This window comes from Pseudomonas sp. OV226 (assembly GCF_003148705.1).
In the GTDB taxonomy this organism is placed as follows: domain Bacteria; phylum Pseudomonadota; class Gammaproteobacteria; order Pseudomonadales; family Pseudomonadaceae; genus Aquipseudomonas.
In genome coordinates this window covers 1-13,752 of record NZ_QGGS01000010.1, presented here as the reverse complement: position 1 = coordinate 13,752, position 13,752 = coordinate 1, and the positions used below count along the sequence as shown (strand labels likewise).

At 59.3% G+C, this 13,752-nt stretch carries 10 protein-coding genes; 5 read left to right on the top strand and 5 right to left on the bottom strand.

The genetic code is table 11. The features are described from left to right. Positions 1–21 precede the first annotated feature (21 nt). On the bottom strand, positions 22–4,869 hold the full coding sequence (locus tag C7534_RS17255; RefSeq protein WP_109786465.1) for a dermonecrotic toxin domain-containing protein: 4,848 nt from the start codon (positions 4,867–4,869) through the stop codon (positions 22–24). Between the two features lie 231 nt (positions 4,870–5,100). Between C7534_RS17255 and C7534_RS17250 the strand changes: the two genes are divergently transcribed. Beyond that, positions 5,101–6,138: an Ldh family oxidoreductase gene (locus C7534_RS17250; RefSeq protein ID WP_109786464.1), complete on the top strand. Its 1,038-nt coding sequence runs from the start codon at positions 5,101–5,103 to the stop codon at positions 6,136–6,138. 220 nt (positions 6,139–6,358) lie between these two features. On the opposite strand, the gene C7534_RS17245 is transcribed toward C7534_RS17250, so the two are convergent. Further along, positions 6,359–6,676 carry a DUF883 family protein gene (locus C7534_RS17245; RefSeq protein ID WP_046033073.1) on the bottom strand — a complete coding sequence of 106 codons (318 nt, stop codon included), beginning with the start codon at positions 6,674–6,676 and terminating at the stop codon, positions 6,359–6,361. A 164-nt stretch (positions 6,677–6,840) separates the two neighbouring features. Here C7534_RS17245 and C7534_RS17240 point away from each other — a divergent pair, with 164 nt between their 5' ends. Next, complete coding sequence (locus C7534_RS17240; protein ID WP_109786463.1) at positions 6,841–7,095, top strand: hypothetical protein; 255 nt, start codon at positions 6,841–6,843, stop codon at positions 7,093–7,095. Positions 7,096–7,104: 9 nt separating this feature from the next. Here C7534_RS17240 and C7534_RS17235 read toward each other — a convergent pair whose 3' ends face one another. Beyond that, on the bottom strand, positions 7,105–8,013 hold the full coding sequence (locus C7534_RS17235; protein WP_109786462.1) for a LysR family transcriptional regulator: 909 nt from the start codon (positions 8,011–8,013) through the stop codon (positions 7,105–7,107). An 84-nt stretch (positions 8,014–8,097) separates the two neighbouring features. Here C7534_RS17235 and C7534_RS17230 point away from each other — a divergent pair, with 84 nt between their 5' ends. Continuing rightward, on the top strand, positions 8,098–9,021 hold the full coding sequence (locus C7534_RS17230) for a carbon-nitrogen hydrolase family protein (protein WP_109786461.1): 924 nt from the start codon (positions 8,098–8,100) through the stop codon (positions 9,019–9,021). On the opposite strand, the gene C7534_RS17225 is transcribed toward C7534_RS17230, so the two are convergent. Together C7534_RS17225 and C7534_RS17220 are read right to left on the bottom strand one after the other, a co-directional pair. Continuing rightward, positions 9,011–10,438 carry a nucleobase:cation symporter-2 family protein gene (locus C7534_RS17225; protein ID WP_109786460.1) on the bottom strand — a complete coding sequence of 476 codons (1,428 nt, stop codon included), beginning with the start codon at positions 10,436–10,438 and terminating at the stop codon, positions 9,011–9,013. The two genes, C7534_RS17230 and C7534_RS17225, sit on opposite strands and share 11 nt — an antisense overlap. Positions 10,439–10,587: 149 nt before the next feature. Then, on the bottom strand, positions 10,588–11,481 hold the full coding sequence (locus C7534_RS17220; RefSeq protein WP_077432111.1) for a LysR family transcriptional regulator: 894 nt from the start codon (positions 11,479–11,481) through the stop codon (positions 10,588–10,590). Between the two features lie 101 nt (positions 11,482–11,582). On the opposite strand from C7534_RS17220, the gene C7534_RS17215 reads away from it, so the two are divergent. Both C7534_RS17215 and speB read left to right on the top strand, forming a co-directional pair. After that, positions 11,583–12,674, top strand: a complete 1,092-nt coding sequence (locus tag C7534_RS17215) for a polyamine ABC transporter substrate-binding protein (RefSeq protein WP_109786459.1) — start codon at positions 11,583–11,585, stop codon at positions 12,672–12,674. A gap of 16 nt (positions 12,675–12,690) precedes the next feature. Next, positions 12,691–13,650: an agmatinase gene (speB, locus tag C7534_RS17210; RefSeq protein WP_109786458.1), complete on the top strand. Its 960-nt coding sequence runs from the start codon at positions 12,691–12,693 to the stop codon at positions 13,648–13,650. Positions 13,651–13,752 lie beyond the last annotated feature (102 nt).

Sequence of the window (13,752 nt, the reverse complement as noted above, 5' to 3'; positions counted from 1 at the left end):
CTATCATTTGAGTTTTTCAGGTCAGGGGGCATTGACGTGAAGTTGTCGTCCCAAATGACCGATCAACCAGGCGATGCTGTCGGCGTTGCTCAGCTGTACCTTAAGCCGGACCAGGGGATCTTTCTTGAAGGTATGACGGGCGCCGCTGAGGTTTTCTGCGCCGGTCAACTTTAAAACATGATCTTTGACCCGCTGAGTATCTTCATGAGACGTATCACCCAGTTCCTCCCACTCGCCGGTATCAGGGTCTGGGGTCATGAATAGCTGGGTATAGGGTGTCTTGATTGAAAGCCCGGTGCTTTGAGCCTCGGACAACGCGGTTTTGAGCATCTTGGCAATCGTGGTGGACGTCCCTATCAGATCCGCGAATGGGCGGCTGACATCGAGGTAGGCAATGTCTTCAGCCTTGCAGACGATGTGTGACAGCTCATGAATAATCGTCATCGCACGGCTATGGGCACCGATAGGGAATTGCCTGTCGCGCAGGTGCTGGCGGTAGTGTTCGAAGCCGGGACTGAAGAACTTTTCAACCAGGTGTAGCTTTCGCTTCGCATCCTTCGGCGCGATGAAGGCAAACGCATCCGCCGCGCCGGCGACCATCCGGCCGACCACAAAACGATCGGAGTCGGGCTTCCTGAGCGTGGGGTCGAGCAAGGCTGCAAACACCTCGGTCACGGTTTTTTCCAACTGTTCCACGTGCGCGGGCAATACATGTTCTATGCCGATAAAGTCGGTGACGATCTGATGAACCGGGGTCTGGGTCTCTTCGGAATTCTTCAGCAAGTGCAGATTGCGAAAGCAGGTCCAGGCATAGGTAGTGGCCTGGTCCAGTGCCTCTTCGATCTGACGCGCCTTGTACGGAAACCTTTGTCGGATTTGCACCATTCCACTGGCGTCGATGTTCATGCCGCCCCACACCGCCATGGCCGTATCCAATCGGTCGAGAAGGCTGAAGTGGGGCTGTGACGTTTTTCGGTCAAGGCCCCATTGTTTCGCTGTGTTTTGGAGTAATAGAGGGCCACGGATCTGGTTACCTGCAATGCGCCAGCGAGTGCCATGCCTGGCGACCGCAAACACCTTTCCTTCAACGGGGGCGTAATGTTTTGCGGTTTTTGGATGGGTATACAGTCCACGCGATGCGTCCAGGGTCAGTGAACCCAGGTCGACTTCGATGCTTTCATGGCGCTTCAAGTGCGTGCGTTCAGGGCCGGTGATGTCGACGTCATGCCATTTGAATTCGGGGGCGGGCGCCTGCGGCACAGTGGAGTCCGGCGTCGAAGGTATCTTGCTTTGAAACGCCTGCGATTGCCGTAACGATGCCAGTTGAGCAATGCCGCTGATGAACGCTCTTATCGCCGCGCCCCACTTATGCGTCTGAAGGTCTTCAGCGGATTGCTTGATGTCGCGGTAACTTCGCCACACGGTGATGGGGTAAGTGAGTTTTCCCATGAAAAACGAGACGGTCTCGTGCAGGTCTTCGCTCAGCACGTGCTTGATGGTCGCCCATTCACCGTGTTTTTTGTCGTCGGCCTGACAACCGAGCAATCGACCCAACAGCGCCGCATTGTCATTGAACAACTGGCTGAACAGGTGCCCATTGATCGGATTGGACGCCAGTGTTACCTCGCTGGTGCGGGGTTCGGAAGACGTTGCTGCTCGAGTGCCACGGTTGTGAGTGATTGCCATCCGGTATTCCAGCAGTGTCCGGTCGGGTTGCGGCAGGTGTGTGAGTAGCCAGTCGAGCAGCGGTCCCCGCGCTTTCAACTCCGCCAGCAGTTGCCCTTCGTTTTCATATTCCTTGATCCCGTGAAGTGGGCTGTGTGGCGCGACAAGGACTTGGGGCATTGCGCTATCTGTTGCCGAACCGATCAAGTAGACACCCGCAACCTTGATCGTCTGTGCCGGCTTGATCCCCAGGAATTCAAGCGGACGAATGATTGCATGGGCACCGTCGACTGCCGCGCGGGCGATGGCGTCGGGCATGTCCATGATTTGCCGGACCAGATCAAATCCCGATTCACTCAGGCGTTCCTGCAGTTTTTCCGTGTGGGCGTAATGCATCAGTTGCCAGGGCAGTTGTCGGTAAAAGCGTTTTCTGCGATCGGCATTGGCCGGGGTGTCTGCAAGGGCTTCGTTCAGTATTTTCTGCTGTTGCTCACCCGATTTCAGGTTTCGTATCAGTTCGTTGATGTAGCGCTCGTCCATCTCCTTGGGAATCACGGTGTTCTCAAGCGATTCCAGATTGAATCGGGCCTGGTCCAGTTCCTTGAAAGGCGTCAATGCAAAGTCGGTGAGGGTTTGAGTACGGGGCGACGAAGTGGGGCGTGCGCTGATCCGGATCAGGACCTTGTCCGGGTCGATATTGAAATCGTCTGTCTTGAGTTGTTTTTCCAGTTCAGCGTGAGCCGTGCGCTGCAGTGACTGTAGGCCCGTGAGGTAATCCTGGTCGTCCTTGACGCAATCGAGGTATTGCTGCAGCAGTTCCCCGTGCAGCACCAGATCTTTAAGGGACGCCTTGGCCAGCCATGCCGGCAGTTTTTGTTGAGTCGTCAGTGACAGGGCAATCTCCGTCGCACGGCGCAATCCCGTCAGCGGCTGTCGTAACGCCACCAGGTTCAGCAGGTCGGTCAGTGGCGCGGAGGGAAGTGGCGTGGCCAATGCGCGAGTGATACACGTCTGGTCGAGATGGACATGGGGCTTTTGAAGGTGATCGAGAAAATGCCCGTGTATCTGCTGAAGTGGCGCACGTGTGTAACGTCTGCCCGGTAATCGTTCGCTACGGCTGAGGTTCTCCAAAAGGGTCAAGCGCAACGTGTCGTCATTTAGGCGATGATCGAGCTCGGCATGTAATGGAGGCAGTGCCTCGAAGGCTTCGAATCCCAATGCCGGCGTCCACAAGATGGCCTTGCCCGAATGCTTCGGGTCCAGGCCACCGCGTTCGGTCAGCACAAAACAACTGGCCAGTTTCAGAGGGGCGGCCACGCCGCTTGCCTGCAACGCCAGGGAAAACACCTGCGGCAAAAAACCGTTCAATGCGGCTCGCTGCAAATGCACCGGGCTGTCGAGCACGGTTTTGATGATGGCCTGTTCCGCCGATCCCAAGGTCCTTGCGACCGTGCGCAGGTTCAACTCAGTGCGCAACGCCGTTGACAGGGTCTGGGTAAAACTTGATTGCAAGTTCTCCACGGACGAACTGACAAGGCTCTGTACCTGGGTGAGGGTGCGCAGGCCTGGGGGAATGGCCGGATGCTTGTCCAGGAGTTGATCAAGCGCCTGCGCAACCGAATCAAGCCGCACCAGCCCTTCCTTGGCCGACTCGGCTCGTACGGTCACCGGTTGAGCACTCCAGCGCTGATCGACCCGTGTACTCCAGCGGCCGGCAGCGTCGAAGGCCAGCAGGCGGTCGTCGATCAGACCACGGACATCCAGTGCACTATCGAGCAAGGCATAGGGCGACAGCGTGCCTTCGCTTTCGCGGTAACGGCTCAAGGCATGACTGAGGTTGTCGCGTTGCTTGTCGATGATGGTGGTCATGATGTCTTCAAATGCCGGCTGCACGACGGGGGCGCCTTCAATCAAGCGTTCATCGGGCGGCAGGCCCAGAAACGTGGTGCGTTCCTCCAGCGACATGAAGTTGAGCAAGGTGTCTTCATATCCCTCGCTTTTGAGCATGTTCAGCACGATTTTTTTGACTGCCGACAGTGTGTCAGCGGCTTCAATGCCACGAGACGGGGTGTACAGAAAAGCCAATGTGTCGGCGCCTCCAATCATCAAGGCCGAGGCCAGTTCCACGTAATGCTTGAAGGGGGCGGTCACCCGCACTTTTTCAATGCTCAGAGCATCCGTGGGCGCGAGGCTGAGGTTCATCAGTTGCAGGTACTCCTGCGTCGTCAACGTGCCCTCCTGGCGCTGGAGTAGAAGCTTATGGTGGAACGTATCGCGCAAGCCTTCGCTGAAAAACGCCCGCCGCGACAGACCATTGCTCATGGCGGTGTTCCAGAACACATCGAGCTGGCTGTGCAAGTGAGGCGTGAAACTGTGGGCGATTTCTTTTACCGCGCTTTCCCACGCCAGGTTATCGGCATCGCTGCTCAGGCCGTGTCCGGGATGGGCAAAGAGCCTGGAGTCGCCCGCAGGCCACTGGTTGGTCAGGTAAAAGTGAAGGAGGGCGTCATTGAGCGATAGCGACGTTATCGTGTGCCGGGGTTCACGTTCGTCGAAGGCCGAAGGGGTACTGACAAAACTCTTCAGTCGCGTCAGACGCTGGTCCAGGGCCGGAAACGGTTTGTGCAACACGTTTTTCAATGTGTCATCGAGCATTGATTGCAGCGTTGGCAGGTTGAGCAACTGGTCCATCATGGTCTGGATGTTCTGTTCCTGGTTGCGTTCAAGCCGGACCTGTTGGTCTTGAAACACCGCGCCCGGGATTTCTGTCGTGGAAATATCAGCTGCCGCGGTGGCAGATAGCGCGCGGCGTTGATCGATAGTGAGAAAGCGTAACAACTCACGTTTGCCAGGGTTCGACGCCAGCCATTCCTTGAGCTTGCTTTTGAGGTCGTCCATGTCCGCGAACTTGACCAACCCTTTCCACGGCGTGTAAAGCGTGACTTCGCCATCATCCGGGCGACTCATGGCAAAAGTGCCAGCCAATGGAATATCCGGCGTGCCCGGCCTGTTCAGTAGCAGCAGGTAAACGTGCATAGGGTCTTTTTGCGCGATACGGGCGACCTCGGTCGCCAAATACACGTTCTTCAACCACTTCAGGTCGTCAAGGGTGAAGTTCAGTGCTTTTTCGCGGTCACCGGGCTGGCGGGCGGAGGAGGCGCGTTCTGCCTCGTCGAAAAAATAAGGGGCGGAGGGATCAATCATCGTTCTTCCTCGATTTGCCGCGATCGGTTGGCAATCGCTGACTATTGGCTGGAGGAAAAACGATACGGTCAGTCGACAGGTTGCGTGCGGTACATATTGCTTGAACCAATCAGGTGGCCGAGGCTTGACAGGACGCCGGTACAGCAGCGCTTAATCGGTGACTCTTTTGGGTTGCCTTGCAACCTTGTTTCACCCTGTTGCCCGTACTCAATAATAAAACTGGAGCTTCAGATGACCGCATCGCCCGAAATGGCCGTCAGTTCGAACACCCAAACGCTCGATTTCGACGCGCTCGTTCAATTGCTCGAACAGATTTTTGTACGCCACGGCACCTCTGCCGAGGTCGCCAGTACCCTGGCCCGCAACTGCGCCGGCGCAGAGCGTGATGGTGCTCACAGCCACGGTGTGTTTCGTATTCCCGGTTATGTCTCGACCCTGAAAAGCGGTTGGGTCAATGGCCAGGCCGTGCCGGTGGTAGAAGACGTTGCCTCGGGGTTCGTCAGCGTCGATGCCGGCAATGGTTTTGCCCAACCGGCGCTGGCGGCGGCACGCGCACTGTTGGTGGAAAAGGCCCGCCGCGCCGGCATTGCGGTGCTGGCGATTCGCAACTCGCACCATTTCGCCGCCTTGTGGCCGGACGTCGAGCCCTTTGCCTATGAAGGGCTGGTGGCGCTGAGCGTGGTCAACAGCATGACCTGCGTGGTGCCGCACGGCGCCGATCGTCCGCTGTTCGGCACCAACCCGATTGCGTTCGCCGCCCCCCGGGCCGATGGCGAGCCGATTGTCTTTGACCTTGCCACCAGTGCCATTGCCCATGGCGATGTGCAGATTGCAGCACGCAAGGGGGAGCGCTTGCCGGCGGGCATGGGCGTGGACAGTCTGGGCCAGCCAACACAGGACCCGAAAGCGATTCTCGAAGGCGGCGCATTGCTGCCCTTTGGCGGGCACAAAGGGTCGGCACTGTCGATGATGGTGGAACTGTTGGCGGCAGCGCTGACTGGCGGCAATTTTTCCTTTGAGTTCGATTGGTCTAATCACCCGGGCGCCAAGACTCCCTGGACTGGCCAATTGCTGATCGTGATCGATCCAAGCAAGTCGGCCGGGCAAAATTTTGCCGAACGCAGTCAGGAACTGGTGCGGCAGATGCACGGCGTGGGCCTCAAGCGCCTTCCGGGTGATCGACGCCAGCAGCAACGGGCCAAGTCCGTTGCTCAAGGCATTTCGCTGGACGCCGAGACGCTGGCGAACCTGCGAGCACTCGCGCAGTAACAAGGAAACTACAATCCTGTAGCAGCTGGCGAAGCCTGCGTCCGGCTGCGCAGCAGTCGTAAAATCAAACGATACGGTGTTTCAGGACATCCGCGTGTATAGGATTTACGACTGCTGCGCAGCCGGACGCAGGCTGCGCCAGCTGCTACAAACCTGTGTAAGGCAGGCATGAAAAAGGCGAGCGCAATGCTCGCCTTTTTGCTGTTTAACCCAGCACCGTTTAACGTCGACCCAACAACAATCCGACCACCAGCCCGAACCCGGCAGAGATGGCGACGGTTTGCCATGGGTGACCACCAATGTAGGTTTCGGTGGCGTCGACGGCGGGTTGGGCCCGGTCGCGCGCACGGCTGACGGAGTCCCGTGCCTGCTGAAGTTTCAAGGCGATTTGCTCACGCAGGGTCTCTGCGTCATCGCCGACCAGCGCGGCGCTGCTGTTGAGCAGCTTTTCCGACTCTTCGATCAGCGTTGCCAGCTCGCTGAATGCCAGGTCCTTGATTTGCTCTTCGGCCAATTGTGCGGCGGTTTTGCGAGCCATTGAGGTACTCCTTGCAGGTAAGTGGACAGTGAACAATGGAGTCTGGCGGCAACGAAAAAGTTGCAGTGAATGTTTCCGATGAGCCTACAGGATGGAAAATCCCGAGTCGGACATTTCGTCCTACAGTGTAAGATGTCGCCTATTTTACGCAGCAGGAAATTCCCATGAGCTTCAATCTGGCCGACAAACCCCTCGCCGAGCGCGCGGCGCTGGAAGATGAAAAATCCCGTCTGTTCGACCTCTGGCAAAGCAACCTGGGCAAATCCAAGGGTGAGGCCGCGCGGTTGTTCGGTGAGCGCGCCAAGCGTAAAGGCAAGTGGGCTGAGTGGGTCCGGGCCGAACTCGACGCAATGTCACCACCGGAATACGCCAACATGGTGCGCAGTGAAGTCAACCGCCTCATGGCCGCCAACAAGTAAGGCCGTTTTTCAGGCAAAACACGCGACAATCGCCTCACGCACTTTCAATACCACCGGGTCGAGCTGAGTGCTGGTACGCCAGCCCAGTTCGATCGGGTAACGCGGCAACGCCAAAGGGCAGGGCAGCAACGCCAGGCCACTGAGCGCCGCGATGCTTTGCGCGGCGTGCGCCGGAATGGTCGCCACCGCCTGACTGCCCTTGAGCAGATGGGGCAACGCGGCAAAGTGCGTAGTCGACGCACACACCCGCCGACTGAGCCCCAGTGCCGCCAGCCCTTCATCGGTGATACCGATAAAACCACCGGACGACACCAGGATGTGATCGCGGGCAACAAACTCCTCAAGACTGATGATGGATTGCCCTTCGGTCAGGCTGGCGCGATCCACCAGGCACCTGTATCCGCCTTCACCCAATACCTGACGACTGAGCAACCGTTCGGCGAATCCACCGGCGGTGATCGCCAGATCGATGCTGCGATCCATCAACGCGTGGGCGACGATCTGGCTGTGGGTTTGCCGGAAGATCAGCCGCAGCTTCGGTGCTGTACGCGCAACTTCTTCGATCAATCGCCGGCCATAGGCGATTTCAAAATCATCCGACATCCCCACCGTTACGGAGCGACCTTCGTAATGATTGGCCGCCGGATCGACCATGGCCAGGCTCTGACGGCATTTGTTCAAGGCGTCGCTGACCACCGGTTTCAGTTGGTTGGCCTTGAGCGTCGGTGCCAGTCCACGTCCGGTGCGCACAAACAATTGATCGCCATACACCTCGCGTAGTCGACGCAACGCGGCACTGACCGCTGATTGCGTCACGCCCAGGCGTAAGGCCGCGCGGCTGGCGCTGGACTCCTCATGCAACGCTTCGAAGACTTTGAGCAAGTTGAGATCGACGGTGGCGATATTCATAGGGTTCATATCATTCAGCAGCGAATCGGGCTTTATTCATGATCCCGTGGCGCCGGAGAATGAGCAACACCTGATGCCAATGGAGTCACTGCGATGCCCAAGTCAATTGTTGCCGCGCTGCAAATCGGCTCCTTGCCCGGTGGCAAGGCCGACACCCTGGAGCAGATTCTTGCCTGGGAAAACGCCATTGCCGAATCCGGCGCCCAATTGGTGGTGATGCCCGAAGCATTGCTGGGTGGATACCCCAAGGGCGAAGGGTTTGGTACGCAATTGGGCTATCGGTTGCCGGAAGGTCGTGAGGCGTTTGCCCGCTATTTCGCCAACGCCATCGATGTACCTGGCGACGAGACTGAAGCCCTGGCCGGTTTGTCGGCGCGTACCGGGGCCAATCTGGTGGTCGGCGTCATTGAACGCGCAGGCAGTACGCTGCATTGCACGGCGCTGTATTTCGACCCGCAGGCCGGGCTCGTGGCTAAACACCGCAAGTTGATGCCCACCGGCACCGAACGGCTGATCTGGGGCAAGGGCGATGGCTCGACGTTGCCGGTGATCGACAGTCAGGTCGGGCGCATCGGCGCTGTGGTGTGCTGGGAAAACATGATGCCGCTGCTGCGCACGGCGATGTACGCCAAAGGCATCGAAGTGTGGTGTGCGCCGACGGTGGACGAGCGCGAGATGTGGCAAGTCAGCATGCGTCACATCGCCCATGAAGGCCGCTGCTTTGTGGTCAGCGCTTGCCAGGTCCAGGATTCACCGCAAGCCTTGGGCGTGGACATCGCCAACTGGCCGGCGGATCGGCCACTGATTGCCGGTGGCAGCGTCATTGTCGGCCCGATGGGCGATATCCTGGCCGGGCCGCTGCGTGACGGCGCCGGTTTGCTCACGGCGCATATCGACACCGACGATTTGATCCGCGCGCGATATGAATACGACGTGGTCGGGCACTATGCGCGCCCGGATGTGTTTGAGCTCACCGTCGATGAACGACCTAAGCCCGGCGTGCGCTTCACCTCGTAACATCGGGGTTTTCCATGACCTGAAGGATCGAGGCTTCCGGGTCGAAATCGTCTTCTTCCAGCTCGATGAACTCCTCGGGCAGGAAGATATTCAACACGATGGCGCACAACGCCCCGACGGTAATCGGCGATTCAAAAATGTTGTGCAACGCCATCGGTAACTCGCGCAACACCTCTGGCACCGCCGCCACACCCAGGCCCATGCCGAGGGATATCGCCACGATCAGCATGTTGCGTCGATGCAGGCCGGCTTCGGCGAGAATCTTGATCCCGGCCACTGCCACGGTGCCGAACATCACCAGCTCGGCGCCGCCAAGCACGGGTTTTGGCATCAGTTGCAGCACCGCGCCGATCATCGGGAACAACCCCAGCAGCACCAGCAAACCGGCGATGAAAAACGCCACGTAACGACTGGCGACGCCGGTGAGCTGGATCACGCCGTTGTTCTGCGCAAACGTGACCATCGGCATGCTGTTGAATACCGCCGCCATGGCCGAGTTGAGGCCATCGGCGAGCAGGCCGGATTTGATCCGGCGAATGTAAACCGGGCCTTTGACCGGTTGCCGGGAAATCATCGAGTTGGCGGTCAGGTCACCGGCGGCTTCCAGGGGCGACACCAGGAAAATCACCGCAACCGGCACAAACGCGACCCAATCGAAGTTAAAACCGTACTTGAACGGCACCGGCACGCTCATCAGCGGAACATCGGGCAGGCTGGCGAAACTGACGTCGCCCATCAGCCAGGCCACGACATAGCCCAACGTCAGGCCGATGACGATCGCACCGAGGCGCAGGAACGGCACATCGACCCGGTTCAACAGCACAATTGTGCCAAGCACCAGGGCCGCCAGCGCCAAGTGGCTGGCCGCGCCGAGGTCCGGTGCACCGAAGCCGCCGGCGATGTCGGTCATGGCCACTTTGATCAGCGACAAGCCCATGAGCGTGATGATGGTGCCGGTCACCACCGGGGTGATGAGCATCCGCAGTTTGCCGATGAACTGGCTCAGCACCACTTCAATGAACGCCGCAAAAAAGCACACGCCAAAGATCGTCGAGAGGATTTCATCGGTGCCGCCGCCCCGTGCCTTGACCATGAACCCGGCACTGAGAATCACACTGATGAACGAGAAACTGGTGCCTTGCAGGCACAGCAAGCCGGAGCCGACCGGGCCGAAGCGCCGGGCTTGGACAAAGGTGCCCAGGCCGGAAACGAACAGCGCCATGCTGATCAGGTAGGGCACTTCACTTTGCAGGCCGAGCGCACCGCCCATGATCAGGGTCGGGGTGATGATGCCGACAAAACTCGCCAACACATGTTGCAGGGCGGCGAATACCGTCGCGGTCAGGTGCGGGCGGTCGTTGAGGCCATAGATGAGGTCGTTGTTGCGCGAGGCGGGGGCTTTTTCAGAGGCGGTCATGATGGTTTGCGTGCCAAAAGGCGGGCCGGGTCGGAAAATGGAGGCGCAGGATGCCAGCAGCGGACAGCGAGGGCAACGCACAATAACTGCCTGAAAGGTCGGGTTTTCTCGTTCCCATGCTCCGCGTGGGAACGATCATCGCTGGGAATTCATTCAAATGCAGCGAGCAGGTCTTCTTCAAAGGCCTTCTGCGCATCGCCCGGTACCACGGCGCGGTGACGGGCCAGGTGGAACGCCACCTCAAAGCTCAAATCACCTTCTCGCACGGCGCGAAGCAAACCTTTGTCTTCCCAGCTGCGGGCAAAGTGATCAGGCAAGTAGCCCACGTGTTTGCCCGACAGAATGAAGGCGAGGGTGCCTTCGACTTGCTCGGAGCGCGCCGAGCACAATTTGCCTTGAAACGGCTCGTCACTGCGCAAAAAACGGTAGGGGTGATCGACTCGGTCACAGGCGTGCAGGGCGTCGTCGCTCGGCGCGTCATCGGTGAACAACGGATGGCCGGCGGCGCAATACAAGTGCTGGGTTTCAGTGAACAGTTCGCGGTAGTCAAAGGCGCCCTGCACCTGTGAAAAATAGCCGATGGCCAGGTCAAGTCGTTGTTGTAGCAGCAGGCGTTCCATTTCGCCGGGCATGGCGCTGATCAACTCGATGCGCACCGATTCGTCTCGCTCACGAAAGCGTCGGATCGCATCGGCCACCCGCTGCAGCACCGATTGATCGAGGGCCTCGGACAGGCCCAGGCGCACTTCGCCGATCAATCGGCCCGCCACGCCATTGGATTGATGACGAAACGCTTCGATGGACTCAAACAACCCGCGCGTCGCGGTCAACAGCTGCTCACCCTTGGGCGTGATCTTGAACCCGCCCTTGCCACGACTGCACAAGCGATAACCGAGCCGGGTTTCGAGCCTGGCCATTTGCTGGCTGATGCTCGACTGGCTCAAACCCAGCTCACCTTGGGCCGCGCTGAAACCGCCGCACTCCACCACACGGACAAACAGGCGCAGCAGTTGCAGGTCGAGGTCGTGAAGTTGCCCGAGCATCAAACATTACTCCGCCATAAAGTCAGGTTAACAAACTTGGTATTTCGCCAATGTATCCGAGCGCGCACGCTGCATCCACTTCCCCTGGTCAGGTGCTCGTCATGGTTCCCGTCTTCAAGTTGTGTTTACCCGCGCTGTTCCTCGCCATGGCCGCCTCGGCACAGGCCGAGGAAAAGACCCTCAATCTCTACAGTTGGGCCGATTACGTGGCGCCCGAAACCTTGCAGCGGTTCGAGCAGGAAACCGGTATTCACGTGCGCTACGACACCTTCGACTCCTCCGAAGTGCTGGAAACCAAGCTGCTGACCGGCGGCAGCGGTTATGACGTGGTGGTGCCATCGTCCAGCGTGTTGGCCCGTGGGCTGGCGGCAGGGGCGCTGAAGGAAATCCTCCATGAAGGCCTGAAGGGTTACGCTAACCTCGACCCCGATTTGCTGGAGAAACTCGCGGCCGTCGACCCCGGTAACCGCTACGGCGTGCCTTATACCTGGGGCACATTGGGTTTGGGGATGAACGTGCAAGCGGTTCAGCAGCGTTTGCCAAACGTGCCGCTCAATAGCCTGGACCTGCTGTTCAATCCGCAATACGCCAGCAAACTGAAAGACTGCGGCATCGCCATTCTCGATTCGCCGCAAGAGGTGATCGGCCTGGCGCTGCATTATCTGGGTAAAGATCCCTACAGCACCGACAAGGCGGATCTGGCTGCCGCCGAGGCGTTGTTGCATCAATTGCAACCGAATGTGCTGTACGTCGCCACCGGCCGGCAGATCAGCGATCTGGCCAATGGCAGCGTTTGCCTGGCGCTGACCTACAACGGTGATGCCAGCATGGCGGCCGATCAGGCGCACAAGGCCAACAAACCGTTCGAAGTGGTCTACCGGATTCCGAAGGAGGGCACGCTGGTCTGGCAGGACAACCTGGCGATCCCCAAGGACGCACCGCACCCTGAAGCTGCCCGGGCATTTATCGAGTTCATGTTGCGCCCCGAATCCGTCGCGGCGCTGACCAACACGCTGTTTTTCGCCACGGCCAACCAGGCGGCAACGCCGCTGGTGGATGAAGCTGTGCGCACCGACCCGGACATCTTTCCGTTGCCCGAGATGCGCGAACGCTTGTACGCCGACCAAAGCATGAGCCTCAAGGATCTGCGCCAGCGCACGCGTCTGTGGACCACGTTCCGTAGCCATCAATAATAAAAAGGAGATCACCATGGACGTCCCGATGCAAAACGACCAGGCCATGACCCGCGACAGCCTCTATGGGACTGCCGCCGAAAGCACCTACGCCGGCATCACCAGTTTCATGCGCCGTCGCTACAGCCGTGACTTGCGCGGTGTCGACGTCGCGGTCAGCGGTGTCCCGTTCGACACCGCCACCAGCAACCGTCCCGGCGCACGCTTCGGGCCACGCGGGATTCGGGCGGCCTCGACCGGGATTGCCTGGGAACGTCACTGGCCCTGGACGTTCGATCCGTTCGATCACTTGGCTGTCATCGACTACGGCGATTGCGACTTCGATTACGGCTCACCACACACGATCCCGGAAAGCATCGAGACCCACGCGGAGCACATATTGAACAGCGGCAGCGCGATGCTGACCTTTGGCGGGGACCACTTCATTACCTATCCGCTGCTCAAGGCCCATGCGCGCAAGCATGGTGCGTTGTCGCTGATCCATTTCGACGCCCACAGCGACACCTGGCCGGACGAGGACGGCAAGCGGGTCGACCACGGCACCATGTTCTGGCATGCGGCCAGGGAAGGGCTGGTGGATCCATCGCGCTCGGTGCAGATCGGTTTGCGCACCACCAACGACGATCACCAGGGTTTTCAGGTGCTGGATGCGCGTCAGGTGCATCGCCAGGGCTGCGAAGCGATCGTCGAGGCGATCCGGTCGAGGGTAGGGGATAACCCGGTGTACCTGACGTTCGATATCGATTGCCTCGACCCGGCGTTCGCCCCGGGCACCGGGACGCCGGTGTGCGGTGGCTTGAGCACGGTGCAGGCGCTGGAGATTCTGGGCGGGTTGCGCGGGATCAATCTGGTAGGAATGGACGTGGTGGAAGTCGCACCGGCCTACGATCACGCCGACATTACCTCACTGGCGGCGGCGACATTGGCGATGGAAATGCTGTGTTTGTACGCGGCCAGACATAAAGTCGACCGGTAAACACAGTCCCCTAATGAAATGGCTACCCCCGCTGCCCCCTGTGATCGCCCACTAAGCTTTCACAGGGGGCTCATCGGAGATCATTGCCATGAACAACGTAGC